Genomic DNA, 26077 nt, shown 5'->3' with positions numbered 1-26077 from the left:
CTTGGTCGGGGCTGCCCCTGGCGCTCTTTCCAGCGACGGAGCTCCGCTGCTTCCCAGCCTCGCGTTTTCCGGCTCTGGCGCGGTCCTGACAGCCTTGCATCCCATGGGCCGGTAAAGGCAGCGGCTCTATGGCGGCGCGGTGGGCGGTGGCTGTGCGGTCCCGTTTCCGGAGCCGGCGGTACACTCGCGACGGCACGGTGAGCCGGCTTGGCGCCGGCACGGTTACTTCAGAAGGGGATCGAAGCGTTGGCTCAGGTGGAGATCGGGCTGGGCAAGAGTGGGCGTCGTGCCTACGAACTCGACGAGATCGGGATCGTGCCGGCCCGTCGCACGCGCGATCCTGAAGAGGTCTCGATTACGTGGCAGATCGATGCGTACCGCTTCGAGACGCCGTTGATGGTCAGCCCTATGGACAGTGTCGTCTCGCCCGCGACCGCTGTGGCGATCGGTCAGCTCGGTGGGCTAGGTGTCCTCGACTTGGAGGGGTTGTGGACGCGCTACGAGGACCCCGAGCCGTTGCTGGCTGAGATCAATGAGCTCGACGACGCGGCTGCCACCCTGCGGCTTCAGGAGATCTATGCGGCTCCGATCCGCGAGGAACTCATCGGTCAGCGCATCGAGCAGATCCGTGAGGCCGGCGTGGTGACTGCCGCTCGGCTATCCCCGCAGCGCACCGCGCAGTACCACAAGGCTGTCGTTGACGCTGGTGTTGACCTGTTCGTGATCCGGGGGACCACCGTCTCCGCCGAGCACGTGTCCGGCCGTGCCGAGCCACTCAACCTCAAGCAGTTCATCTACGACCTGGACGTGCCGGTGGTCGTGGGTGGCTGTGCTACCTACACGGCGGCACTGCACCTCATGCGTACCGGCGCCGCCGGTGTGCTCGTCGGTTTCGGTGGCGGATCGGGCCACACCACTCGGAGTGTATTGGGGGTGGCCGTGCCGATGGCCAGCGCCATCGGTGACGTCGCCGCCGCGCGCCGCGACTACCTGGACGAGTCGGGGGGACGTTACGTCCATGTGATCGCCGACGGCGGTATGACCCGTAGCGGCGACATCTCCAAGGCGTTGGCGTGCGGGGCCGACGCGGTGATGGTGGGTTCGCCGCTGGCGCGCGCCGCGGAGGCGCCCGGCCGTGGCTACCACTGGGGCAGTGAAGCCCACCACCACGAGTTGCCGCGCGGTGAGCGCCTCGGCGTGGGCACGATCGGCTCGCTCGCTTCGATCTTGCACGGTCCGGCCGCCACCAGCGATGGCTCGATGAACCTCATGGGTGCGCTGCGTCGCACCATGGCTACCTCTGGCTATACCGACCTCAAGGAGTTCCAGCGGGTGGAGGTCGTCGTTGCTCCCCACTGAGCCCCTGAGCCCACTGCGATAGCGAATGGCTGGTCAGCAGGCCGCTAGCTGTCGGTTTAGGAGACGAGTCGGGGCGCTAACGTTGGTTCGTTGTAGCTGAATTGTGATCCACCCCTGTCCATGCGCGCTCTTGTCCAGTAGGTTGTTCTCTCGTGGCCGCGGACCGTCCCCCCGTCACGTACGTGAGGTTCCTGTGACCGTACCCCCTCCGCCCAAGAGCCCCTCGGAACAAACCGATCAGGCCGATAACGCTGACCAGCCTCCGTCATCGAGCTCGGGCCCGCCTGCCCGGCCCGCAGCGGTGGCCACGATCGCGGTCATGGCGACGATGACCGTTGCCGGCTCCATCTTGACCGCTGTTGCCGGTGTCGCCGGTTCGGCTGCCCCCGAGATGATGCCGCCAGGGCCCAACGCCAAAGGGGGACTCGTCGACACGCTCGGCGCCGCGACGCTGAGCGCGTCCACTGCCAGCGCGGCCGATCAGCACCTTTCTCCCGACGACGGCGAGGTTGTCCCCGACATCAGCCCGGCCTGGCTCGACCGGGTCTCCGAACGCACCGGGATTCCGCGTCGGGCGCTGCAAGGCTATGCGATGGCGCAGTTATACCTGGTTGCTGAGCAACCTGACTGTAGAATCTCCTGGCCCACCCTGGCGGGTATCGGAGCCGTGGAGTCGGTCCACGGAACCTACGCCGGTGGCGAGATCGGCCCGGATGGGCGCACCACGGTCGACATCATCGGCATCGCCTTAAATGGGGAGAACGGCACGGCCGCCATCACCGACACCGATGGCGGCGCTCTCGACGACGACACCACCTGGGACCGCGCCGTAGGACCCATGCAGTTCATTCCCACCACGTGGGAACGGTGGGGGGCCGATGCCGGTGACGACGGCACGGCTGACCCGCACGACATCGACGACGCTTCGCTCGCAGCCGCCCGCTACCTCTGCGCCGACGGACGCGATCTCACGACGCGCGAGGGGTGGTGGGATGCGATCTTGTCGTACAACCAGTCCGAAGAGTACGGCGAGGACGTACTCGAAACCGCCAAGGGCTACGCCAACGCTGCGAGTCAGCCGTGATCGTCGCACTGCCGTGGTTTCGGGTGGTGAGTCGCCTCACATTGATCTGAAACAACACTCGTCTTCTCCCCGCTGAGACGGTAGGTCTCTGCCTGCCAAAAGTTACTTGCCGGTATAGCCTGATGCTCGGGTTCGCAAGTGGGTAATCGCCAGGTAGGACCCCGTATCGGTAAGGACGTGAGATGACGGCAGCGCGGTTGGGCGGCGAGGAGCGAGCTGAAGCGCTCGTACACATGGCTCGCGACGAGTTCGACGTTCTCGTGGTCGGTGGCGGCATCGTCGGTGCCGGTGTGGCACTGGACGCGGTCTCACGCGGTCTTTCCGTGGCGCTTGTGGAGGCCGGCGACTTCGCCTCCGGTACATCGAGCAGGTCCAGCAAGCTCATTCACGGCGGACTGCGCTACCTGGAGCAGAAGGACTTCGAGCTGGTTCGGGAGGCTCTGACCGAGCGCGGGCTGCTGCTGCAACGCCTCGCACCCCACCTGGTACGGCCGGTGCCCTTCCTGTACCCCTTGGAGCGCCACGGCTGGGAGCGCGCCTACGTCGGCACCGGGGTCGCCCTCTACGACACCTTGGCGATGTCCATCGGAGGCGGTCGTGGGCTACCACGGCACCGTCACCTCACGCGCGGCGGTGCGCTGCGGTTGTTTCCCGCTCTTCGGCGCGACGCGATGGTGGGGGCGGTACAGTACTGGGACGCCCAGGTCGATGACGCCCGCTTCGTCATCACCGTCGTGCGGACCGCCGCGACCTACGGGGCCAAGGTCGCCTCCCGCGCGCGCGTCGAGGGGTTCCTGCGCGAGGGGGAGCACGTCACTGGTGCGCGCGTGCTGGACATGCACAGTGGTGAGCGGATTCGGGTCCGGGCCAAGCAGGTCGTCAACGCCACGGGGGTGTGGACCGACGACATCCAGCAGATGGTCGGTGGCCGTGGCCAGATCCACGTCCGTGCTTCCAAGGGCATCCACCTGGTGGTGCCCCGCGACCGAATCCAGGCTTCTTCCGGGCTGATCCTGCGTACTGAGAAGAGCGTGTTGTTCGTCATCCCATGGGGCCGGCACTGGATCATCGGCACCACCGACACCGCCTGGGAGCTGGACAAGGCCCATCCCGCCGCGAGCCGCAGCGACATCGATTACCTTCTCGACACGGTCAACAAGGTGCTACGGGTCCCGCTGACCAGGGATGACGTCGAGGGGGTGTATGCGGGGTTGCGGCCGTTGCTGTCGGGGGAGTCCGAGGAGACCTCCAAGTTGTCGCGGGAGCACACTGTCGCCCACCCCGTGCCCGGTTTGGTGCTCATCGCGGGCGGTAAGTACACCACGTACCGTGTCATGGCCAAAGACGCCGTCGACGCCGTAGCGCACGGGTTGGGGGGCGGCGTTCCCGACTCGGTGACCGACCGGGTTCCGCTGGTGGGCGCCGACGGTTTCGTCGCACTGTGGAACCAGCGCCGCCGGCTCGCTAAGGAAGCCGGTGTGCACGTGTCACGGATCGCCCACCTGCTGCGCAGGTACGGCTCGTTGAGCCATGAACTGCTCGACCTGATGGCGCGCCGCCCGGACCTGCGGGAGCCGCTGACGGGCGCCGATGACTACCTGCGCGCCGAGATCGTCCACGCCGCGCGTTACGAGGGTGCCCAGCATCTCGACGATGTGCTGTCGCGGCGCACCCACATCTCGCTGGAGACCTGGGACCGTGGGCTGGCCGCCGCGGAGGAGGCGGCCAGCCTCATGGCGGAGACGCTGGGGTGGGAGGCGACGTGGACCCGGCGCGAGGTGGAGCACTACCGTAAGCGCGTCGAGGCCGAGCGGGCCGCCCAAGAGCGCGACAACGACCACGAGGCCGACGCCATCCAGCACGGCGCCCCTGACATCGTGCCTGAGGCTCACGTGCTGGCGAAGTGACGCGCTCCACCACCGTCTTCGCCCGAGACGGGCGGGCAGCGGCGCGAGCCCGCAGTGCCTTGGCCGGTTCGACAGTTCCGCACCACCCCACCGGGGCGGTGGGCCGAGTATGGGAGGCCCCCGTCAGCGCGGGCAGCGGAGATCGATCGGGCCGGCCGCACGTCGATACGACGTCGCTGCCTCACCGAAAACAAAGATTGCTTCCTGGCCACCGCTGTTCTGGTTGCTAGTTAATTTTCGTTTGTGCCCAGTTTCTTTAGCGTTGGGTGACCTGTGCTGTTCGTTGCCTACGATCCGGAAGGGACCGTGCCAGGCCCGCTGCTGACAACATCACACGAGGTCATCAAGGCGTTCGGCGAGATCGACGCGGTACCCGCGGCCTAGAGCCAGGTCGACGAGGCGTTCATGTCATAGCTCTGCCCCTCGATGCGGGCAAGGTTGTTGCCCGCATCGTGAAACGGACGCCGTCACCTCTGGCCTCCCCACCAGCCACTGCGCAGGGAGAGTGTTCCCCGTGACCCTCGACGCCAGCGAAGCGCCCCCAGAGCCCCGAGCCGTACCGACGGGGTGGAGCCTCCCGTGGCTGTCCCCAGCCCGTCTCCAGGGCCGACGGGGCTCGGCCTTAAGGAGGGCCTGATGCTCGCCCGCCCGCCGTCGCCGGAGCCCCCGGAACCGGATGACTGGTACGAAAGCGCTCCCTACGAGGAAGGCGAGGAATACCTCATCGACGACGATGGCACGTTCGGTGTCGGCCTGCCCTCTAACATCGACGACGTAGAGCCCTGACCAACGCTCTCGGCGAGGGCGAACGGCCCCAGCAACCTCCCGCCTGCACCTGGCAATATGGGAGGAAGCGGTAGGCAATGGGCTGCGCGTAGCAGATCGGTCGGCCACGCGGTTCAGCGCCCACGATCGGGTGAGGTATATGAACATCCTGTTGACCGGAGGAGCAGGATACATCGGCTCCCATACGGCGGTGGAGCTGATCGAAGACGGCCACGCCGTGGTGATCCTCGACAACCTGGTCAACTCCCATCACGAGGCCGTGCGCCGAGTCGAGCGCATCACCGGCCGCAGCGTTCCCCTTGTCGAGGGCGACTGCACCGACGGCGCGCTCGTGCGCCGCATCCTCGTCGACCACGGCATTGACGCGGTCATGCATCTGGCCGGTCTCAAAGCCGTGGGGGAGTCCACCGAACAGCCGCTGCGCTATTACCGCACCAATCTGACCGCGCTGTTGACCTTGTGCGAGGCCGCCCACGAGCAGGGGGTGCGGCGGCTGGTGTTCAGCTCCTCGGCCACCGTCTACGGCGACCCGGAGACGGTGCCCATCACCGAGACCGCGCCGCTCACCGCCACGAACCCCTATGGCGCCACCAAGCTCTTCGGGGAACGCATCCTCACCGACCTCGCCGCCGCCGACCCCTCATGGCGCGTCGCGCTGTTGCGCTACTTCAACCCGATCGGCGCCCACGAGAGCGGGCTGATCGGGGAAGACCCCAACGACGTTCCCAACAACCTCTTCCCCTACATCTCCAAAGTCGCCGCCGGCACGTTTGACAAGCTCAGCGTGTTCGGCGACGACTACGACACCCCCGACGGCACCGGCGTGCGCGACTACCTGCACGTCACCGATCTCGCGCGAGGGCACGTCGCCGCCCTCGACCACCTCGACGGCCGGCGCGGCGCCCGCGTCTACAACCTGGGCACCGGCTGGGGAACGTCGGTGCTGGAGGCTGTGGCCGCCTTCGAGCGCGCCTGCGGCACGCCGATCCCCTACGTCGTCGTCGGCCGCCGCGCCGGCGACATCGCCACCTGCTATGCCGACCCCAGCCGTGCCAACGCCGAGCTGGGCTGGCAGGCCCGCAAGACCGTCGCCGAGGCCTGCGTTGACGCTTGGCGCTGGCAGTCGGCCAACCCCAACGGCTACCGCGACGCCTGAGCCTTCCCGCGCTCGGCCGGCCCCGGCTCTGCCGGTTCGGTCGCCGGCGACCGGGCGGCGACGTGCTTCCCCGCTGGATTTCCCCGGCTAATGTGGAAGATCCGAACGCCGAATAGTCACTCTGGGTAATATTTCTACTCTATAGAGTGGCGTGGCATGGGCATTGCCATCCCTGAGCGGGCCGTGGAGATCACCTCCAAGGGCAACGCCGCCGAGGACCGGGGCGAGAAGCGTGAGGGGGACGCGCGGGGGAGGTCCCCCTCTACCTGCTCTCGTCGATGCGTGGGGCTGCTCCGGTCCCACAGTGACGCTGTTCTTTGAGCCGGGCGGCGACGACTACGCCGCCGCCCAGCGGGTGCCACGGCAAGAGCGTCACCCTGCCGGAGCCGCTGAGCAAGTTGGCCGCGGTCGACTTTCCCGGCCCGCCGGGGGCGCGGCCGAGCCGGTGAGGCGGCACCTCGGCCGCGGAAGGCGGGGAGAGGCAGGCGCCGCCTGTGCGCGGGACGGCTTCGCTCCTCTCCTCGCGAAGCGACCGCGCTGGAGGTCTTCAGGTGGCCGCGTCGGTCGGGGCTTCTGGAGTGTGGACATGCTCGGGCCGGATGCCGTACATCATGACCCGAGCCACTAGGCGTGACCACGCCTGCGTGCCTACGATCACCTTCAGTGCAGGCGGGACTGCCTCCTGCTCCGCAAGTGCGCGGCCGATGATCTGGCGCTGGAGCAGTTGCTGCACCCCCTGTGTGCCCACGGTGGGCAGCCAGCGCCGCCGCTGGACGCGGGCGAGCAGAGCGGGGTTGAGCGTACGGTCGAACCGGGCCGGGTCGCTTTGGGCCCGCCGTAGCGCGTCGGCGAGCAGGTTCGCGGTCGCCACCGCGTCCTGTACCGCGAGGTTGATGCCCACTCCGCCCACCGGTGTCATGGTGTGGGCGGCGTCACCGATGCACAGCAGGCCGGGCCGGTACCACTGCGACAGCCGGTTCAGCCCGACCTGGAGGAAGGCGACGCGCTCCCAACCGTCGATTTCGCGTACGCGCTCACCCAGGAAGGGCAGGAGGTCGAGCAGCCTCTCCTGGAATCGTTCGATGCCGGCCGAGCGCACCTCCTCCTGGGCCCCCTTGGCGATCAGGTAGGCGATCTGCCAGTAGTCGCCGCGGTCGATCGCGGCGACCATGGCGCCGGTGCCGATGCGGCCGTTGAGCCCGCTGGGGTCGGTCTCCTCGCGGCGCACCCGCAGCCACATCACGTCCATGGGGGCGCCGAAGTCGACGAGGGGAAGTCGGGCGGCATCGCGCAGCGCGGAGTGTCGGCCGTCGGCGGCCACCGTCAGCACGGAGCGCAGTTCGTGCTCGCCCTCGTCGTCGCGGTAACGGATGCCGCGCACCGCACCGTTCTCCTCGATGAGTCCGGTGCTCTCGGCGTTCATGAGGAGGTGGAAGCCGGGGTAGCGGCGGGCGTGTTCGGTGAGCAGGTTCAGAAAGTCCCACTGCGGGATCATCGCGATGTGGCGGTGTGGCCCGGGCAGTTTGTTGAGGTCGGCGCGCACGATCGTCTCGGTGGCGGTACCGATGGCGAGGTCGTCGATCTTGCGGTGGGGCATTGCGTACAGCTCGTCGACCAGCCCCAGCTCGTCGAGCAGGTCCAGAGTCGAGGGGTGCACGGTGTCGCCGCGGAAGTCGCGCAGGAAGTCCCCGTGCTTCTCCAAAACGGTGACGTCGATTCCGGCGCGGGCTAGGAGCAGAGCGAGCATGATGCCGGCGGGGCCGCCGCCGGAGATGGCACAGGTGGTGCTCGTGTTTCGCGTCATTGCGACTCCAAGAACGTGATCGCCTCTTAATTCAACAACCAATGAAATACAACCTCGTCGAGAGCCGCCACGCAAGGGGGAGCGGCGATTGATCGCCGGCGCCGGGGATGCGCGCGGCGCACGACGTATGGATGGTTTTTCGTCGCTGAAGACGAACATCCTGGCAGTGCATTTGTTACTACTAGGTAGCCAGTGGGGTGGGGAGCGAACTAGGCTTCGCGCATGAGTAACGTCACGACGAGCACCACCGCGACCGGCCCGCTTGCCCCCGACCTGACCGCCCGGATCGCCCGGCACGTGGTCAGCTCGTCGGGACGCACCGTCACCACCACCGCCCCGTTCACCGGACGCCCCTTGGCGCAACTGCCCGTCAGTTCGGCCGCCGATGTCGCCGAAGCGTTCGCCCGTGCCCGTCAGGCCCAGCGCTCATGGGGCGCAACCGCGCCTCGCGAGCGCGTCGAACCGTTCCTGCGTTTCCACGACCTCGTCTTGGATCGCCAGCGCGAGATTCTCGACCTGTTGCAGTGGGAGACCGGTAAGGCCCGCACACACGCCTTCGAGGAGGTTTACGACGCTGCCGCCGGTACCCTCTACTACGCCCGCCGCGCGCCGGGTATGCTCAGCCGGCGCCGCAGCATCGGAGCCGTCCCCGGGGCCACCCGCACCTACGTCCACCGCCAACCCAAGGGCGCCGTCAGCGTCATCACTCCGTGGAACTACCCGCTGGTCCTGCCGGTAGCCGACGCCATTCCCGCCCTCCTCGCCGGCAACGCCGTCGTGGCCAAGCTCGACACCCAGACCGCGCTGAGCGGGCTATGGGCCATCGACCTGCTCTCCGAAGCCGCCGGCTTGCCCGAGGGACTATGGCAGGCGGTCATCGGCGAGCCCGAAGAGATCGGCGACCCCCTCATCGACCACGCCGACTACGTGGCCTTCACCGGCTCCTCGGCGGTCGGCGCGCGCATCGGCCAGCGCGCGGCCGGCCGCCTCATCGGCTACTCCGCCGAACTCGGCGGCAAGAACCCCATGATCGTGTGCGAGGACGCCGACCTTGACCGCGCTGTCGAGGGCACGCTGCGCGCCTGTTTCAGCAACGCCGGCCAGTTGTGTGTCAGCATCGAACGCATCTACGTCCACGACAGCGTCCACGACGACTTCACCGACCGCCTCACCAAAGCGGTGCGGGCCATGAAACTCAACACCGCCCTCGACTTCTCGGCCGACATGGGCTCGCTCACCTACCAGCGCCAACTCGACCGGGTCGCCGAGCACGTCGAACAGGCGCGCGAGAAGGGCGCCCACATCCACACCGGGGGACGCCCGCGCCCCGACATTGGCCCGCTCTTCTACGAGCCCACCGTCATGACCGGCGTGACCGACGACATGCCGGTCTGCGCCGAGGAGACCTTCGGCCCGGTTGTCTCCCTCTACCGAGTCACCAGCGAGAACGAGGCCATCGATCTGGCCAACGACACCGACTACGGCCTCAACGCCAGCGTGTGGACGCGCGATGTGGCCCGCGGCCGGCGCATCGGCGAACGGTTGTGCGCCGGCACCGTCAACGTCAACGAGGGCTACGGCGCCGCATTCGCCAGTTACGGCGCTCCCATGGGCGGGATGAAACACTCCGGCGTGGGACGCCGACACGCCGCCGAGGGGCTGCTGCGCTACACCGAGGCGCAGACCATCGCCAGCCAGCACTACGTGGGGCTAGGCGGCCCGCCCGGAATGGGTGGCGAGACGCTGGCCCGGGCCATGACCGCGGGCGCTCGGTGGATGAAACGACTCCGAATCCGCTGACCCACCCAGCTCTGCCCCGGACGGTACGGCCGTACGGAACCCGCTGGACGTTACCGCCCCTGGGCTGCGGGCGTGGCCCGAGCACGGAGTGCAGCAGTTGGGAGGGCGCCACCTTTCGACCACCCCGCCAACTGCGCGCACCACCGCCGGCCACCACGCCATCGCAGCCTGGGCCAGATCCGGCACCACCGGTGCCGGATCTGGCTAGACTGGAACAGATTCATCTTTAGCTGCGGAAAGGCCGTTACGTGTCCGTTGCCGGTGCCGCCGACTCCACGTTCGACACTGTCCTCGTCGTCGACTTCGGCGCCCAGTACGCGCAGTTGATCGCCCGGCGCGTCCGCGAGTGTCATGTCTTCAGCGAGATCGTTCCCTCGACGATGCCAGTCGAGGAGATGCTCGCCAAGAAACCCAAGGCCATCATCCTTTCGGGCGGACCGGCCTCGGTCTATGCCGACGACGCCCCCCGGCCACCGGCAGAGCTGTTCGACACAGGGGTGCCCACCTTCGGTATCTGCTACGGCTTCCAGAGCATGGCCCAGGCACTCGGCGGCACCGTCGCCCACACGGGCCGTTCAGAGTTTGGACGCACCCAACTGCGCGCCACCACCGACACCGTCCTCTTCAATGGGCTTCCCGAGGACCAGTTGGTGTGGATGTCACACGGCGACGCCGTATCGCAGCCCCCCGACGGGTTCCGCGTCGTCGGAGCCACGGAGAGTTCCCCGATCGCGGCCATGGAAGCCCCCGATCGCGGCCTCTTCGGAGTGCAGTTCCACCCCGAGGTGCTGCACACCGAGCACGGCCAGGCCGTACTGCGGCACTTCCTCTACGAGGCTGCCCACTGCCGCCCCAACTGGACCATGGTCAACATCGTTGACGAGCAGGTAGAGCGCATCCGCGCCCAAGTCGGCTCCAAGCAGGTCATCTGCGGCCTGAGCGGAGGAGTCGACTCCGCCGTGGCCGGGGCGCTGGTGCAGCGCGCGGTGGGGGAGCAGCTCACCTGCGTCTTCGTCGATCATGGCCTGCTGCGTAAAGGAGAGGCGGAGCAGGTCGAGAAGGACTTCGTCGCCGTCACCGGCGCCGACTTGAAGGTCGTCGACGCCCAGGATCGCTTCCTTGCAGCGCTGGAGGGGGTAAGCGACCCCGAGGACAAGCGCAAGATCATCGGGCGGGAGTTCATCCGTGTCTTCGAACAGGCCGCCCGCGAAGTGGTCGCCGAGGCCGGTGCCGCGGGCGAGGAGGTGGAGTTCCTGGTCCAGGGCACTCTCTACCCCGACGTCGTCGAATCGGGAGGCGGCACCGGAACCGCCAACATCAAGTCGCACCACAATGTCGGTGGCCTTCCTGAGGATCTGCGGTTCACCCTCGTCGAGCCGCTGCGCGAGCTGTTCAAGGACGAGGTGCGCCGGGTCGGCGAAGAGTTGGGGCTGCCCGCCGAGATGGTGTGGCGCCACCCCTTCCCCGGTCCGGGGTTGGCCATCCGCGTTATCGGCGCGGTCGACCGGCACCGTCTCGACGTGCTACGCGAAGCCGACGCCATCGCCCGCGAAGAACTGTCGCGGGCCGGGCTCGACCGTGACATCTGGCAGTGCCCCGTAGTGCTCCTCGCCGACGTCCATTCCGTGGGCGTGCAAGGCGACGGCCGCACCTACGGTCACCCGGTGGTGCTGCGCCCCGTCTCCAGCGAGGACGCGATGACCGCCGACTGGTCCCGCGTGCCTTACGACGTGCTAGCCACCATCTCCAACCGCATCACCAACGAGGTGCGCGAGATCAACCGCGTCACCCTCGACGTCACCAGCAAGCCCCCCGGCACTATCGAATGGGAGTGACCGCGGCACCCGGGTTGCGGCGAGCAGCGGTGACTGCTGCTCGCGCGCGGTGGGGAGAACTACGCCGCTCCGGCCCCGCCGCTGTCGCCGCTGCCGGGTTTTTGTCGCCGAGCGCGTGATCGGGTGTGGACCGATTCCCGTCCCGCCGCCCGCACCCCCGTTCCTGCTCACCGGCAGATTCGTCGCGGTTTTCGCCCGTGTGGCCGTGGCGGCGCCTCAGCAGCGACCCCTATTTCCGACCGGACCGCCGGGCGTTCGTGTCGTGAGAAACGGACACGAGGCGGCGCCGGTTTTCGATAAAGTGTGCCGCTGACCGGGACACCTCTTTCTTTGGTGTTCCGGTGTCGGATATGCCGCCACCAGCCACCTATCCGGAGACCTCGGCATGATCCCTGCCACTGACGTCCTGGTCGCGCTGACCAATCACAGTGTCCTCGACTACTTCCGGGTCAAAGAGGGAGAGGGCTACCTGGTCAGAACGGCCAACAACTACGAAGTGGTGCTCCGGAGCAATGAGGTTCCCGCCCTGCTGCTGGGGGTGTGCTGCGCGGAGCTGCTCCAGCACGGCGAGGGGCTGTCCGGGTTACAGATGCAGCTTGTCGAGGTGGCTCAAACCGCGTGGGGCGGTGCCCGGCAGGGCTCCAGCGACACGGCGCGCGCTCTCGACATTCTGAGCAGGCTCAACGAGCACGCCGTTCTCACCTTCGACGGTACCGGCCCCAACGGCGGCTACGAGGTGCAGACCATGGCGGGCTACGGGCTGATCCTCAGTGACCACGACATCGCCCCCCTGCTGCTAGGCGTGTGCGCCGGAGACCGGGTCGACAGCGACCACGGGCTCTATCAACGGGGAGTAGACGACCTCAAAGCCATCCTCGACGGGTTGGTCCCCCAAACATGGGACGACCCCGCCGCCCGCGCCGAGGCTCCGAGCGTGAGCGGTATCGCCGAGCCCACGCCGTTCTGGCACGTTTCTCCCATCCACCTGCTACCCCATGCCGCCGACCGCCCCACCTCACCCATCCGCGACCCGGAAGGCTCCCGCGCCTTGGTGCGAATATCGGACATCCTGCTGAATCTCGCCGGGGAGGGGGTGATCGAACGCCACTCCACCAGCGACGACCGGCTGCATTCGATCACCACCTCCGATGGCTATGAGTACGCTCTCGCCGACGATCAGCTCGTGGCCTTCCTTGCGGGGGTCTGTGCTGGACACCACGCTGACCGGCACGAGTACCGGCAGGTGCTGTCGGAGGTTTTGGACGCCTTCCTTGCCGAACACCCTCACTGGAGCGCCCACGAGTAAGGAACGGGCCGCTCGCTTCAGTAACGCTCGTCGGCCGCGGTGTGCCGCTTGCGCCACCACACCACCACCGCGACCAGCGCCGCCGCGATCCCGATAGCGGGCAGGGCGCGTTTGAGCAGTGGTCCGGCCGCGACGTCGAACAGGTTGAGTGAAGAGTCGGCGCCTTCGCGCTCCGCCGCCGGGCGGGTGGGGACCGGTCCCGGTGCCTCGGCGGGGGGCTGTGTCTTCGGTTCGCCTTCGGCCACGGGCGCCGCCGCCCCTTCCTGGGCTACCGGCGCGGGTTGCTCCTGCGGAGCGGCTCCCGCCTCAGCGCGCGGTTCCGGTACGGCAGCCGCGGGCTGTTCCGCGCCTTCCGCACGCTCCAGTTCCGCCGCGAGGTTCGCGGCGAACTTGTCGACCAGTTTGGCGCTGACGTCGGCCATGACACCGCGCCCGAACTGCGCGACCCGGCCGGTGACGTTGAGGTCAGTGTCCACCGTGACCCGTGTCGTGCCGTCCTCGGCTCGCAGGGCAGCCGTGACCTTGGCTGCCGCGGTCCCGGTGCCGCGGGACTCCTTGCCCTCGGCATCGACGGTCACGAGCCGCGCCGACTCGTCGGCGCTGATGATGCGGGCCTGACCGCGGTAGGTCACCGTGATGGGGCCGACCTTCACTTTGACCCGCCCGGTGAACGTGTCGTCCTGGGCCGACTCCAAGGTCGCTCCCGGCATGCAGGGAGCGATCCGTTCCACGTCCAGCAGGACCGCCCACGCCCGCTCGATCGGCACGGGCACCGTGAACTCGTTGTTCAGTTGCGTGCTCATCGTTGGTGTGCCGCCTTCCTCGTCCAGCCCGGGGCTGGGACGCTGCCCGTAGGGTGCGCTGCTGAAACCGGCCGTGGCCACCCCGGGGCGGCCACGGCCGTGCTCGGCCGGTCAGATCCCCGCGGCCTGTTCTAGGGCGCGTTCGGTCAGGACCCGGGCCAGGTGGCGGCGGTAGTCGGCTTGGCCGTTGACATCACTGGGCGGGGCGGTCCCCTGGTCGGCCGTTGCCGAGGCGGCACGAACCGACCCTGCCTGGGCGGGAACACCGACGAGTGCTTCCTCCACGGCGTGGGCCCGCATCGGCGTCGGCCCCATGTTGGTCAGGCCGACCCGTGCCTCAGCGATCTCGCCTTCACGGCGTCGCGTGCCCGCCGCCACTCCCACGATCGCCCATGCTTGGGCCGTACGCGCGAACTTCTCGTAGTGGAACGACCACCCCTCCCACTTGGGCACTCTGATGCCGGTGAGGATCTCCTCGGGCTCCAGCGTCGTCGTGAGGTAGTCCTCGAAGAAGTCGGGAGCCGCAACGGTACGCTCCCCCTCCGGCCCCGAGATCAGGAATTCAGCCTCGAGCGCCAGCGCTACCGCCGGTAGGTCACCAGCCGGGTCGGCGTGGGACAGCGACCCCCCGATCGTTCCCCGGTGGCGCACCGCGGGATCGGCGACGGTGCGGGTGGCCATGGCCAGCAGTTCGCAGTGCTCGGCGATGACGGGGTCGTTTACCACGTCGTAGTGGGTCGTCATAGCGCCGATCCACACAGCGTCGCCCTCGTCGCGCACTCCCCGCAGTTCGGCCAGCTCGCCCAGATCCACCACGACATCGGGGTAGGCCAGCCGGAAGCGCAGCAGCGGCAGCAGGCTCTGGCCGCCGGCCAGGGCCTTGGCCTCCTCACTCTCGCCCAAAGCGCTGACTGCCTCGGCGACGCTGTTCGGTTTCACGTACTCGAATTGCGGAGGAATCACTGCGTTGCTCCTTCCCCGCCGGTTTCGCCGGTCTGTGTCGTGCCCGCAGCGGTGGACTCCTCCGAGCTGGCCGCGAGACTGGTGGGCGTTCCCGGCGCGGTATCGCCGCCGGCCCCCGCCTGTGCCATGGCTCGCCAGATCCGTTCAGGGGTGCAGGGCATGCGCACGTCGTCCACACCGAAGGGCCGCAGTGCGTCCACGACCGCATTGACCACGGCGGGCGTGGAGGCGATCGTGCCGGCCTCACCGACCCCTTTGGCGCCCATCGGGTTCGTGACGGCCGGCGTCTCGGTGCGGTCGGTGGTGAACTCGGGCAGGTCCACCGCCGATGGCACCAGGTAGTCGGCCATCGTCGAGGTGACCAGGTTGCCCTCGGCGTCGTGCACGGCCTCTTCGAACATCGCCTGGGCGATGCCCTGGGCGAGCCCGCCGTGTACCTGCCCTTCGACCAGCAATGGGTTCACCGCGGTGCCCACGTCGTCCACGGCCACATAGGAGCGGATCGACGCCCGACCGGTCGCGGTGTCGACCTCCACCGCGCACAGATGGGTCCCGTGCGGGTAGGAGAAATTCTCCGGGTCGAACGTTGCCTCGGCGTTCAGCGACGCCTCCATCTCCTCAGGCAGATCGTGAGCGGTGAACGCCGCGAGCGCCAACTCTTGGATACCGGCTGAGGGCTCCTGGGTACCGCGCACCCGGAATCTGCCGTTGGAGAACTCGACATCTCCCTCGGCGGCCTCCAGCATGTGCGCTGCGAGTTTGCGGGCCTTCTCCACCACTCGGCCGCACGCCTCCACCACGGCCGTCCCGCCGACCACGAGCGAACGCGACCCGTAAGTGTCCATGCCCTGGGGCGAGACCTGCGTGTCCCCGTGCAGTACCTGAACGTCGTCGAAGGGCACCCCGAGATAGTCGGCGGCGATCTGGCTCCACGCGGTCACGTGCCCCTGGCCGTGCGGCGTGGTCCCGGTGACCACCTCGACTCCGCCGGTGGGCAGCATGCGCACTGAAGCGTGCTCCCAGCCACCGGCCCCGTAGGACAGGCCACCCAGCATCCGCGACGGCGCGAGCCCGCACATCTCGGTGTAGGTGGAGATCCCCAGCCCCAGTTGCACGGTGTCGCCGCGTTCCCGGCGGGCGCGCTGTTCGGCACGCAGCGCGTCGTAGCCGAACAGTTCCATGGCCCGCGCTGTGGCCGCCTCGTAGTTGCCGGAGTCGTAGGTCAGCCCCCCGATACTGGTGTAGGGGAACTCGTCATGGTTGATCCAGTTGCGCCGCCGCAGCTCCATGGGGTCCATGCCCAACTCGTGGGCGAGTTCGCTCATGATGCGTTCGATGGCGTAGGTGGCCTCTGGCCGCCCGGCGCCCCGGTAGGCGTCGGTGGGGGTCTTGGTCGTGAAGACACCCGTGCAGGAGAACGCATAGGCGTCCATCTTGTAGATCCCCGGGTACATGAACGCGCCCAGCAACGGGACACCGGGCGTCACCAGCATCATGTAGGCCCCCATGTCGGCCATGAGGTCCACCTTGAGGCCACGGACCCGCCCGTCGGCGTCGGCGGCGATGGAGACGTCCTGGATCTGGTCACGGCCGTGGTGGGTGGTCTGGAACCCCTCGGAGCGGGTCTCGGTCCACTTCACCGGTTTGTTCAGCCGTTTGGCCAGCAGCAGCGTCAGCACTTCCTCGGCTGTCACCTGGAGCTTGGAGCCAAAGCCCCCGCCGACATCGGGCGCGACGACGCGGATCTTCTGCTCAGGGATGCCGGTGGTCATGGCCAGCATGACCCGCAGGATGTGCGGAATCTGGGTGGCCGACCACAGGGTGAACGTGTCACCGTCAGGGCTGCACACCACCGAGCGCGGTTCCATGGCCGCCGGGATGAGGCGCTGCTGGCGGTAGCGCCGCGTGACCACCACCTCGGCGCCGTCGAACGCGGCGTCGACGTCGCCGTTGGACATCGGCCACACGAACGCCTTGTTGGTCCCGGCCGCCGTGTGCACCAGGTCGGCGTCCTCGGTCAGCGCCGCCTCCATGTCGAGCACAGCCGGCAGGGGCTCGAAGTCCACATCGATCATTTCGAGCGCGTCGACAGCCGTATAGGGGTCGCGGGCCACCACGCACGCCACGGCCTCACCGACGAATCTGACCTCCTCGACCGCCATCGGCGGGTGCTCGGGAAGCACCATGTCCTCGGTCACCGGCCAGGCGCACGGCAGGCTGCCTTGCTCCTCGCCGAAGTCGGCCCCGGTCAGCACCGAGATGACGCCGGGCTGTTCCTGGGCGGCGGAGACGTCGAGCCCCGAGATGCGAGCGTGAGCGACCGGGCTACGCAGGAACGCCACGTGCAACGTCCCGACCTGCTGGATGTTGTCGGTCCAGTTCGTCTGGCCGGTGATGAGGCGGGCGTCCTCCTTGCGCAACCGGGGCAGACCGAGCTGACGGTCTTCGGGTGCGATCGTCATGAGGTCCCTCCTCCCTTCGCCATAGGCCGCCTAGGCTCGCCGGCCGCCTGCCGAGGTACCTCCTCAGCGCCGGAGGCCGTCATCACCGTCGGGGCGCTCTCCGCCGCGCGGATCTCCGCCGCCGCGGTGCGCACGGCCTTGACGATGTTGCTGTAGCCGGTGCAACGGCACAGGTTGCCCTCAAGACCCTCCCGAATCTCCTCATCGGAGGGGTCGAGGTTCTCCTGGAGCAGGTCCAGGGTCGCCATGATCATGCCAGGGGTGCAGTAGCCGCACTGTAGGGCATGGTTCTCGTGGAAGGCTCGCTGCACCGGGTGCCATGTGCCGTTGGAGGCGAGCCCTTCAACAGTGGTGATTTCGTGCCCGTCGGCCTGAACGGCCAGCACCGAGCAGCTCTTCGCCGACATCCCGTCCATGAGGACGGTGCAAGCTCCGCAGTTGGACGTGTCGCACCCGATGGGGGTGCCGACCTTGCCCAACGTGTCGCGCAGATAGTGGGTGAGTAGACGGCGCGCTTCGATCTCGTCGTCGTAGCGTACGCCGTCGACGGTTACGCGGATATGTGGCATGGGCCGTGACCTCCCGAAGCGTCGGCCTCGCAAACTTCAGCAGAGGTAGGGCCAAAGTAAGTGATGGAGCCGTCGTTTAACTAGGGTTCCGTTCCCGCGATTATCAAAAATCCGAAAAAGTGGGAAATATTTTGGCCGCACATTACGCCGACCGCTATTCACAATGTGAATAGCGGCGAACGTGCGTCCGAAAACGAGAGGTGTGCGTTCAGGAGATACGGCAGGGAAAGCTGGTTCTCCTGTGCACTCCGCCGAGCAGCGGCCGATGCCTCATCGGTCACCGCCGTTGAACGGCTTACTCACCACCGGAGCGCGACGACTGGTCGCGCGAGCGAGCCAAGGCCCGCGCGAAACCGGCGACTCCCAACCCGATCGCCAACACCGGCAGAATCCACACGGCCGCAAATCCCCAGTCCGCCGTTCCGCTGACGACAAAGGCGAGTCCAAGGAGGATGAACAGCAGCCCCGCTACCAGTGATCCCCAGTCGGTTTTACGACGAGACACGCCGCACCTCCATATCGCAGGCCTCGGAAACCAGATTCACGACCAGCGTGGGGGGAACACCCGACTCAGCACCGGCGTCGCCGGCGCTGTCCGACCTTCGCTCGACCGGCTCCAGTGTCCGACGCACCTCAATCTCGGAACCGGTCCGCCTCAAATCCCCCACCCAGATCTCACCCAGATCCGTACGCCCATGCACGACCACCCGGGCGGTCTCGGGAACCAGCACCCGCAGGGCCCCATAGTTGACCGACGCCTCGACCGTGACCCGCTGTCCGGCGGTCAACTCCAGATCAGTCAGCCAAAGCGTGGCCGAACCGGCCCGCAACTCGTAGCCCTGAGATGCTTCCTTCGCGCTCGCCGGCCGCCACGTCTCATCGGAGGGCCACCACCGCGGCAGGTTCACCGAAGCCGTCACCACCGCCAGGATGGTCAGCACCACCCCTAGTCCGACCAACCCCCTACTGTTGCCACACCACGCCCCGACGATGAGGAACGCGCCGACCAGCGCAATGACGCCCCCCAGGAACATCGGCCCGATCGTCGGCCCCACCAGCGCGACCGGTGATACCCCACCGGCCAGCACAAGCACTACCGCCCCGAGCGCGCTCACCCCCAGCAGCGGCAGGAGCAACACCATGCCGCGACGCTGGATTTGGGCCCCCTCACCCCACTGCGGCGGCGACTCGCCCCTTTCCGGCGCTGCTGGCTGCGAGGAGCTTTCCCCGTCTCGTTTCCACGTCTCCTCGTCCTCGGTGCCCTCGGCCGCCTCAGGGGGGCCTTCCCCCCACGCCTCCTCGTCGATCTTTCGCTCGGCAACCACCGCCAGATCGATCGGCCCGCTCGGCGCCACGGCCCATGGCTGCGCCGGGTTGTAGTAGGTCGGCGCCGGCTCGGGGGGAGGCGTGTTGGGGGCCGGTTCCTTGTCCTTGAGTTGTGTCGGCAGGTCACGCATCACCCGCTGTAGATCCACTCCGCGATTGTGGGCCGTGAGCACGCCCAAGATCAGCGGGGTAGCCAGCACCAGCGTCCCGCCACTGAACCCCCCGACCAGGCTGAGCGCCGTCGCCGCACCCAGCATCAGCGCCAGTAGCGCCAACACGACCTCAGCGCTCAGGCGACGGTTGAGCAGTTGCTCAGCCATGGCGGGCCCCCCAGCGGAGTCCCGCATCGTTGTCCACATCGCGATGTAGAGGAATACGCCCGTGCCGGCAGCCAGCCCGGTCAACACGAACGCCGCCCGCCAAAGGATGGGGTCGGTACGGGTGTAGTCACCCAGCCCCGCACACACTCCGGCGAGCACACCGGTGGTGTCGTTCTTGTGGAGTTCGTCGCCGTAAGGGTGCGGCTCCGACTCCGCGCCGACCGTCGCCCGATCATCCCGGCCGCTGTCGCCGTTTTCCGGTTCCCGCTGCATGCTCATGGTCGCCGACAGTTCCTCCATCCGGACGCGAAGACCCCGCCGCGTCCTGCTATAACCACGGGACTACAGGCGCACCCTCCTCCTTGCCTCCTTGCCCGCTGTGCCCATCGTCTCCCGCCACGTGCCCCCACCGCCATCCGGGACCACCCTGAACACACCCTGACCAGCGCTGCGGGGCCAACAGGGGAACGCCCCGGATACCCTCCCTCCTACAGGAGCGCCATCCTGGAACAAAGAGGCGAGAAGGCGAGGGGAGACGGTGACGGAAGCGGCGAACCCACCGCCGAGGCTGTACCGGGAAACCGATGAACGGCTACTGGCCGGCGTCGGTGCCGGCCTTGCGCGCCACCTCGGGATCGCCCCGGTCGTGGCCCGGCTCGCCCTCCTCGCCTTGGGCATCGGCGGTATCGGTATCGCCATCTACATCGCCCTCGTTTTCTTCGTCCCCAAACGCCCAGAAGAGCCTTCCGACGTCGAAGCCCCCGGAGCCACCGACGCCCGTACCGCCAGGAAAGGCCGCGACCTCAGCCAACTCCTGGCCTACCTCGCACTGGGCGCCTGCTTTGGCGTGCTCCTCGCCGTGTTCGGCCGCGTCTTCAACCCCCTGCTGTGGTTCCTGTTCTTCGGCATCCTCGGGGGTGCCATCCTCTGGCAGCAGGCCAACCCCGCCCAACGCGAGGAGTGGGTCAACACCCCCGTCTTCCGCAACCGCAGAAGCTGGGTCCGCGCCAGTGCCGGCATCTTGCTCATCGTCATCGGCGTCATCGGCTTCCTCGCTTTCCAGCAGCAACTCCAGGAAGCGCGGGCCGGCCTCACCTTCGCACTCACCATGCTCGCCGGCCTCACCCTCATCGTCGCCCCCTGGACCATCGGTCTCGTCCGCGAACGCGACCGGGAACGCCGCGAACGCATCCGCAACCAGGAACGAGCCGAACTCGCCGCTCATATCCACGACTCGGTGCTGCAAACGCTCACCCTCATCCAGCGACGCGCCGACGACCCGCGCGAGGTCCAGCGCTTGGCCCGCGTCCAGGAGCGCGCACTGCGAAACTGGCTCTACCAGCGTCCCGCCGACGCCGAAACCACCGTGACCCCGGCCCTGGAGCGCCTTGCCGCCAACATCGAGGAGACCCACGGCACCCCCATCGAGGCAGTGTGCGTGGGCGACTGCCCCATCGACGACGGCATCCGCGCCGCCTTGCAGTCCGCACGCGAAGCCATGGTCAACGCCGCCAAGTACTCCCAAGCCGACAGCATCTCCGTCTTCGGCGAGGTCGACCCCGAAGAGGTGCTGATCTTCGTCCGTGACCGCGGGGTCGGATTCGACCTTGACGCGGTTCCTGCCGACCGCATGGGTGTCCGGGGCTCCATCATCGGCCGGATGCAGCGCCACGGCGGTAGTGCCCGCGTCCGTACCGCACCCGGCGAAGGCACCGAGGTGCAGTTGCGCATGCCACGCGAGCCTTCCCCATGACAAGCCGCCCCGCCTCACCCAGCGACCGAAACCGGCCACCGCCCGCTTCGTCCCTGGTGGCGGTCCCATCGTGACCGCTGATACCGAGGTGCACGCCTCGCCGCCGTTGTCTCTGGGTAGAGTCCAACGTGTGGAAGATGAGAACACCTTTGCCGCCAGCGGCGCCGCGCCGCGCATCGTCATCGTGGACGACCACAGACTCTTCCGCAGTGGAGTCAGGGGCGAACTAGGGCAGGCCGTCGAGGTGGTCGGTGAAGCCGGCGACGTCGACAGCGCGGTTCGCGTCATCGCCGAGCACGCCCCCGACCTCGTCCTGCTCGACGTACACCTGCCCGGAGGGGGCGGGGCCGAAGTCCTCAAGCGCGTCCTCCCCCACAACCCCGAGGTCCGTTTTCTCGCCCTGTCGGTCTCCGACGCGGCAGAAGACGTTATCGGTGTCGTCCGCGGGGGAGCGCGCGGCTACGTCACCAAAACCATCTCCGGCAAGGAACTCGCCAACGCCATCATCCGAGTCGCCGACGGTGACGCCGTCTTCTCGCCCCGCCTGGCTGGCTTCGTCCTCGACGCCTTCGCCGCCACCGACGCCCCGGCCATGGACCCCGAACTCGACCGGCTCACCCAACGCGAACGTGAGGTGCTGCGCCTCATCGCGCGCGGTTATGCCTACAAGGAAGTCGCCAAAGAGCTGTTCATCTCGGTCAAGACCGTAGAGACCCACGTCTCTTCGGTCCTGCGCAAACTCCAACTCTCCAACCGGCACGAACTCAGCCGCTGGGCTACGGCGCGCAAACTCGTCTGACCCGCCGTCTACCCGATCCTCGGCCACAACGGGGAACTTCCACGTGTCTTGCCCTCTCGCCGGCAGCCAGCGGTGCCGAAGTCTGCCCACCGCCGCAGCGCTGCTGTCCCTCCCCCGCCCGCTCTGAAGGTGGGAGCCGCGCCCGCTTCTGCCGCGCTGACCTCGGTTCACCGCATCGCCGCTAGCATCCGTTGCAAAAACTCCTCGCTGGCGACCTCTCCCGGCAGGTTGAGTTGTGGCCGCTCGTCGGAGAAGTCTCGACTGACACGCAGGTCGGCGACTGTCGCTCCGCGTGTGTGCTCCCCGCGCAACTCCACACGCACCGCAACGTCAACGGACTCGGTGACCAACGAGGGATCCACCAGGATCGCCGCCGCCAACGGGTCGTGCATGGCGCACACCCGCTCCCCGAATATGCTGGCATACCACTCAACGTAATGCTCTAGGAAGCGGCTGCACACCTGCGCACGCTCGTTGTCCAACGCCGCCAGTTTCTCCAGCCACGGTTTGCGCGCCAGCGTACGCATCGTGACGTCCAGGGCCACCAGCGTCGCGTTGAACCCAGCCCCCAGGACGATCTCAGCGGCCTCAGGGTCGTTGTAGATGTTGGACTCGGCGTGCGGCGCTATGTTGCCCGGCACCCGTACCGCTCCGCCCATGATCACCAGGTGCCGAACCAAGGTGGGCAGTTCGGGCTCCAACCCCAGCGCCAGCGCAAGGTTCGTCAGCGGCCCCACCGCGAGCACATCCAACTCGCCTGGAGCCGAACGGGCCAGCCGCACCAGTAGCTCAGCGGCCGATTCCGCAATCGTTCCACCGGTCGGCGCGGCGAGTTCCACCCCGCCCAGACCGTTGCCGCCATGCACACGTTGGCCCAACCGCGGCGGCTGCACGAAGGGCCGGCTCGCCCCCATCGCCACCGCAACCCCGTCCAAACCGAACAGCTCCACCAGGCGCAGCGCATTGTCCGTCGTGGCCGTCACGGTGGTGTTGCCAAAGACCGTCCCGACACCGACCACCTCAACGTTTGGCTGCGCAGCGAGATAAGCCAACGCGAAAGCGTCATCGATTCCGGGGTCACAGTCGACGAAAACCGGCACGTTCCCCACTCTCCCAAAATCCTCGCCAACCGGGGCTCAACCATAATTGGCCGCTCACTGGCATCCGAAGGCACTGAACGGTGACCCCGGCGACGCCGTCACTCGTACCCTGGTGACGTGTCCTCCAAAGCGTCGCTCCTCGAAGGTCTGAACGAATCCCAGCGTGCCGCTGTCAGCCACAGCGGTGGCCCGCTCCTCATTGTCGCCGGGGCCGGTTCGGGCAAGACCCGAGTCCTCACCCATCGCATCGCCTACCTCCTCGCTGAGCAGATAGCACGCGCTAACGAGATCTTGGCGATCACCTTCACCAACAAGGCTGCGGCCGAGATGAAGGAGCGTATCGAAAGCCTGCTCGGCGCCCGCGTCACCAACGCCATGTGGGTGATGACGTTCCACGCCGCCTGCGTCCGCATCTTGCGCCGTGAGGCGGGCCGACTGGGATATCCGAGCAGCTTCACCATCTACGACGCCGCCGACTCCAAGCGCCTCATGCAGCTTGTCTGCCGCGAACTGGACCTCGACCCCAAGCGTTTCCCACCCAAGAGCTTCTCCGCTCAGGTCTCCAACCTGAAGAACGAACTTGTCGACTACGACACGTTCGCTGAACGGGCTCAGACCGAGCAGGAGAAGAAACTCGCCGAGGCCTACACGCTGTACCAGCAGCGTCTGCACGAGGCCGGTGCCATGGACTTCGACGACCTGATCATGATCACGGTCAACCTGTTCCAGGCCTTCCCCGACGTGGCTGAACACTACCGGCGCCGGTTCCGACACGTCCTCGTCGACGAGTACCAAGACACCAACCACGCCCAGTACGTGCTGGTGCGTGAGCTGGTGGGGGGAGCCGCTGACCCCACCGCCGAGGTTCCCCCAGCGGAGTTGTGCGTCGTGGGCGACGCCGATCAATCCATCTATGCGTTTCGCGGCGCCACGATCCGCAACATCTTAGAGTTCGAGCGCGACTATCCACAGGCCCGCACGATCCTGCTGGAACAGAACTACCGCTCGACGAGCAACATTCTCTCGGCCGCCAACTCGGTCATCGCCAAAAATGAGGCTCGACGCCCCAAAAACCTCTGGTCCCAGCAAGGCGAAGGGCCGATCATCACCGGCTACGTCGCCGACAACGAGCACGACGAGGCGGCGTTCGTCGTCGGTGAGATCGACCGGCTCGCCGACGAGGGCGAGTGCGTCCCCGGCGAGGTCGCCGTCTTCTACCGCACCAACGCCCAGTCACGTGTCTTCGAGGACGTGTTCATCCGGGCGGGCCTGCCCTACAAGATTGTTGGCGGGCTGCGCTTCTACGAGCGCAAGGAGATCCGCGACGTCCTCGCTTATCTGCGGGTGCTGGCCAATCCAGAGGACACGGTGAGCCTGCGACGTATCCTCAACGTTCCCAAACGCGGTATCGGCGATCGTGCCGAAGCCGCGATCGAGGTGTTGGCAGCACGCGAGCGTGTCTCCTTCTCCCAGGCGATGCGCCGTGCCGAGGAGGCCCCCGGTATCGCCGCTCGCTCCCTGAAAGCGGTTCGCGAGTTCACGGCGCTGTTGGATGAGTTGCAGGCGCTGGTTCCGACGAGCGCCCCCGCTGAGATCGTTGAGGCGGTCTTGGACCGTACGGGCTACCTCTCCGAACTCGCCGCCTCCACCGACCTCCAAGACGAGAGCCGGGTGGAGAATCTCAAGGAGTTCGTCGATGTGGCACGGGAGTTCGAGAGCACTTTCACAGGCCCGTTGACTGGGGCAGACGTCGACGATGAGCAGGAAGAAGCGTCCGGTGAGCCGGTCGGGGAGACTGGTGCTCCCACCCTGACCGACTTTCTTGAGCAGATCTCCCTCATCGCCGATGCCGATCAGATCCCCGACACCGACGAGCACGGCGGTGTGGTCACGTTGATGACTCTGCACTCCGCCAAAGGACTGGAGTTCCCGGTCGTGTTCCTCACCGGTATGGAGGACGGTGTCTTTCCCCATATGCGCACTCTCGGCGAGCGTGCGGAGTTGGAAGAGGAACGTCGGCTCGCCTATGTCGGTATCACCCGCTCCCAGCGACGTCTTTATGTCAGCCGGGCTGCTGTACGCAGCGCTTGGGGAGCGCCGTCGTACAACCCGCCCTCGCGTTTCCTCGAAGAGATCCCTGCCGATCTCGTCGATTGGAAGCGCGCCGAGTCCACTGTCATGGGCGGGCCGTCGCGGGCCCCCTCGACTCCGCCCGCGCGCGGCTCGCAGCGGGAGGTGCCGGTCCTCAACCGGGGGGACAAGGTCAACCACGACTCCTTCGGAGTGGGGACGGTCGTGTTGGTTGATGGTGCCGGCGACAAGACGAAAGCCCGCATCGACTTCGGTGCCGACATCGGGGAGAAGGATTTCCTGGTGAAGTTCGCGCCGATCGAGCGACTGTAGGCTCTGTTGGCGGCGAGCTTTCTCTCGTGAGATGGCCCGAGGTCCGGTTCGTCAACACTGCGAACATGGGTTAGAGTCTTCGACGTCGCCAGGGAGCGAACCGAACGGAACACGTCATCCGGGCGGGCGCCACGGCGGCGAACCAGCGGAACCTGTACGAAGCTGTGAAGCTGAGCAGGTAAACTGGTTGGGCGTAGCGAACCGGACATCGGGAAGCCCCCGATGGACGAGCACGCCTTCCCACCCAGCCGATGGTCTGAACACTCGCAGACAAGCGGTAGGGTGGAAACACTCCGGAAACAACTCCGAGTCACTTGACATGGAGCTGTGGCGGAGTAAGATTAAAGGGTTGTCCTGGATGTGGGTCTGCTTCTGGTAGGCTGGCAGTCAGGGAAACCAAAAATTATTAAAGATGTGGGACGCCGTCTTCCTTGAAGAGCTGGTTTTTGGCTTGTGGGGGTTGGGCGGTTGTTTCTTGAGAACTCAACAGCGCGTGTTTGTTTTTCTTGTGCCTTGTTTTTTGGCCCTTGGCTGCCGCGTTT

Annotated in this window: 19 protein-coding genes; 11 read left to right on the top strand and 8 right to left on the bottom strand. The window is 67.3% G+C overall.

Going from position 1 to position 26077, the window contains the following annotated elements; genetic code table 11:
- Positions 1 to 255 precede the first annotated feature (255 nt).
- From ABD848_RS22295 to galE, 5 genes are all read left to right on the top strand, one after another.
- Complete coding sequence (locus ABD848_RS22295; RefSeq protein ID WP_344976209.1) at positions 256 to 1359, top strand: GuaB3 family IMP dehydrogenase-related protein; 1104 nt, start codon at positions 256 to 258, stop codon at positions 1357 to 1359.
- A 319-nt stretch (positions 1360 to 1678) separates the two neighbouring features.
- Positions 1679 to 2443: a lytic transglycosylase domain-containing protein gene (locus ABD848_RS22290; RefSeq protein ID WP_344976173.1), complete on the top strand. Its 765-nt coding sequence runs from the start codon at positions 1679 to 1681 to the stop codon at positions 2441 to 2443.
- Positions 2444 to 2625: 182 nt separating this feature from the next.
- Entirely contained in the window at positions 2626 to 4350 is a 1725-nt protein-coding gene (locus tag ABD848_RS22285) for a glycerol-3-phosphate dehydrogenase/oxidase (RefSeq protein ID WP_344976170.1), read from the top strand.
- Positions 4351 to 4986: 636 nt separating this feature from the next.
- Positions 4987 to 5136 (top strand): hypothetical protein, encoded by a 150-nt coding sequence (locus ABD848_RS22280; protein ID WP_344976167.1) that lies wholly within the window; start codon positions 4987 to 4989, stop codon positions 5134 to 5136.
- Positions 5137 to 5275: 139 nt separating this feature from the next.
- A complete protein-coding gene (gene galE, locus ABD848_RS22275; protein WP_344976165.1) occupies positions 5276 to 6292 on the top strand; it encodes a UDP-glucose 4-epimerase GalE in 1017 nt (338 codons plus the stop codon).
- A 547-nt stretch (positions 6293 to 6839) separates the two neighbouring features.
- On the opposite strand, the gene ABD848_RS22270 is transcribed toward galE, so the two are convergent.
- Positions 6840 to 8096: an FAD-dependent oxidoreductase gene (locus ABD848_RS22270; protein ID WP_344976162.1), complete on the bottom strand. Its 1257-nt coding sequence runs from the start codon at positions 8094 to 8096 to the stop codon at positions 6840 to 6842.
- 222 nt (positions 8097 to 8318) lie between these two features.
- Between ABD848_RS22270 and ABD848_RS22265 the strand changes: the two genes are divergently transcribed.
- The 3 genes from ABD848_RS22265 (at position 8319) to ABD848_RS22255 (ending at position 13037) form a co-directional block, all read left to right on the top strand.
- A complete protein-coding gene (locus tag ABD848_RS22265) occupies positions 8319 to 9896 on the top strand; it encodes a succinic semialdehyde dehydrogenase (RefSeq protein WP_344976159.1) in 1578 nt (525 codons plus the stop codon).
- Positions 9897 to 10144: 248 nt separating this feature from the next.
- Positions 10145 to 11731 (top strand): glutamine-hydrolyzing GMP synthase, encoded by a 1587-nt coding sequence (gene guaA, locus ABD848_RS22260; RefSeq protein WP_344976156.1) that lies wholly within the window; start codon positions 10145 to 10147, stop codon positions 11729 to 11731.
- A 385-nt stretch (positions 11732 to 12116) separates the two neighbouring features.
- Positions 12117 to 13037 (top strand): hypothetical protein, encoded by a 921-nt coding sequence (locus ABD848_RS22255; protein ID WP_344976153.1) that lies wholly within the window; start codon positions 12117 to 12119, stop codon positions 13035 to 13037.
- Positions 13038 to 13054: 17 nt separating this feature from the next.
- Here ABD848_RS22255 and ABD848_RS22250 read toward each other — a convergent pair whose 3' ends face one another.
- The 6 genes from ABD848_RS22250 to ABD848_RS22225 form a co-directional block, all read right to left on the bottom strand.
- On the bottom strand, positions 13055 to 13840 hold the full coding sequence (locus tag ABD848_RS22250) for an SRPBCC family protein (protein ID WP_344976150.1): 786 nt from the start codon (positions 13838 to 13840) through the stop codon (positions 13055 to 13057).
- A gap of 111 nt (positions 13841 to 13951) precedes the next feature.
- Positions 13952 to 14803, bottom strand: coding sequence for an FAD binding domain-containing protein (locus ABD848_RS22245; RefSeq protein WP_344976146.1), 852 nt, complete (start codon positions 14801 to 14803; stop codon positions 13952 to 13954).
- Positions 14800 to 17265 (bottom strand): xanthine dehydrogenase family protein molybdopterin-binding subunit, encoded by a 2466-nt coding sequence (locus tag ABD848_RS22240; protein ID WP_344976143.1) that lies wholly within the window; start codon positions 17263 to 17265, stop codon positions 14800 to 14802. The genes ABD848_RS22245 and ABD848_RS22240 overlap by 4 nt, the downstream gene beginning before the upstream one ends.
- Positions 17262 to 17834, bottom strand: a complete 573-nt coding sequence (locus ABD848_RS22235; protein WP_344976140.1) for a (2Fe-2S)-binding protein — start codon at positions 17832 to 17834, stop codon at positions 17262 to 17264. The genes ABD848_RS22240 and ABD848_RS22235 overlap by 4 nt, the downstream gene beginning before the upstream one ends.
- Positions 17835 to 18129: 295 nt before the next feature.
- Positions 18130 to 18339: a hypothetical protein gene (locus ABD848_RS22230; RefSeq protein WP_344976137.1), complete on the bottom strand. Its 210-nt coding sequence runs from the start codon at positions 18337 to 18339 to the stop codon at positions 18130 to 18132.
- Positions 18326 to 19759, bottom strand: coding sequence for a PspC domain-containing protein (locus ABD848_RS22225; protein ID WP_344976134.1), 1434 nt, complete (start codon positions 19757 to 19759; stop codon positions 18326 to 18328). The genes ABD848_RS22230 and ABD848_RS22225 overlap by 14 nt, the downstream gene beginning before the upstream one ends.
- A 259-nt stretch (positions 19760 to 20018) precedes the next feature.
- Between ABD848_RS22225 and ABD848_RS22220 the strand changes: the two genes are divergently transcribed.
- A complete protein-coding gene (locus tag ABD848_RS22220; protein ID WP_344976131.1) occupies positions 20019 to 21233 on the top strand; it encodes a PspC domain-containing protein in 1215 nt (404 codons plus the stop codon).
- 130 nt (positions 21234 to 21363) lie between these two features.
- On the top strand, positions 21364 to 22032 hold the full coding sequence (locus tag ABD848_RS22215; RefSeq protein WP_344976128.1) for a response regulator transcription factor: 669 nt from the start codon (positions 21364 to 21366) through the stop codon (positions 22030 to 22032).
- A 167-nt stretch (positions 22033 to 22199) separates the two neighbouring features.
- On the opposite strand, the gene ABD848_RS22210 is transcribed toward ABD848_RS22215, so the two are convergent.
- Positions 22200 to 23132, bottom strand: coding sequence for a nucleoside hydrolase (locus ABD848_RS22210; RefSeq protein ID WP_344976125.1), 933 nt, complete (start codon positions 23130 to 23132; stop codon positions 22200 to 22202).
- Between the two features lie 117 nt (positions 23133 to 23249).
- Between ABD848_RS22210 and pcrA the strand changes: the two genes are divergently transcribed.
- Complete coding sequence (gene pcrA / locus ABD848_RS22205) at positions 23250 to 25535, top strand: DNA helicase PcrA (protein ID WP_344976122.1); 2286 nt, start codon at positions 23250 to 23252, stop codon at positions 25533 to 25535.
- Positions 25536 to 26077: the final 542 nt, after the last annotated feature.

It is taken from the genome of Salinactinospora qingdaonensis, assembly GCF_039539445.1.
Classification (GTDB): Bacteria; Actinomycetota; Actinomycetes; order Streptosporangiales; family Streptosporangiaceae; genus Salinactinospora; species Salinactinospora qingdaonensis.
Note: the sequence above shows the minus strand (reverse complement) of the source record. Positions and strands in the feature narration are given on the sequence as shown.

What these genes read in the sequence shown, in the direction of transcription:
- ABD848_RS22265 (WP_344976159.1), top strand. Translation starts at nt 8,319, where the DNA reads ATGAGTAACGTCACGACGAGCACCACCGCGACCGGCCCGCTTGCCCCC.
- ABD848_RS22285 (WP_344976170.1), top strand. Translation starts at nt 2,626, where the DNA reads ATGACGGCAGCGCGGTTGGGCGGCGAGGAGCGAGCTGAAGCGCTCGTA.
- ABD848_RS22235 (WP_344976140.1), bottom strand. Translation starts at nt 17,834, where the DNA reads ATGCCACATATCCGCGTAACCGTCGACGGCGTACGCTACGACGACGAG.
- galE (WP_344976165.1), top strand. Translation starts at nt 5,276, where the DNA reads ATGAACATCCTGTTGACCGGAGGAGCAGGATACATCGGCTCCCATACG.
- ABD848_RS22225 (WP_344976134.1), bottom strand. Translation starts at nt 19,759, where the DNA reads ATGAGCATGCAGCGGGAACCGGAAAACGGCGACAGCGGCCGGGATGAT.
- ABD848_RS22280 (WP_344976167.1), top strand. Translation starts at nt 4,987, where the DNA reads ATGCTCGCCCGCCCGCCGTCGCCGGAGCCCCCGGAACCGGATGACTGG.
- ABD848_RS22255 (WP_344976153.1), top strand. Translation starts at nt 12,117, where the DNA reads ATGATCCCTGCCACTGACGTCCTGGTCGCGCTGACCAATCACAGTGTC.
- ABD848_RS22290 (WP_344976173.1), top strand. Translation starts at nt 1,679, where the DNA reads ATGGCGACGATGACCGTTGCCGGCTCCATCTTGACCGCTGTTGCCGGT.
- ABD848_RS22250 (WP_344976150.1), bottom strand. Translation starts at nt 13,840, where the DNA reads ATGAGCACGCAACTGAACAACGAGTTCACGGTGCCCGTGCCGATCGAG.
- ABD848_RS22270 (WP_344976162.1), bottom strand. Translation starts at nt 8,096, where the DNA reads ATGACGCGAAACACGAGCACCACCTGTGCCATCTCCGGCGGCGGCCCC.
- ABD848_RS22240 (WP_344976143.1), bottom strand. Translation starts at nt 17,265, where the DNA reads ATGACGATCGCACCCGAAGACCGTCAGCTCGGTCTGCCCCGGTTGCGC.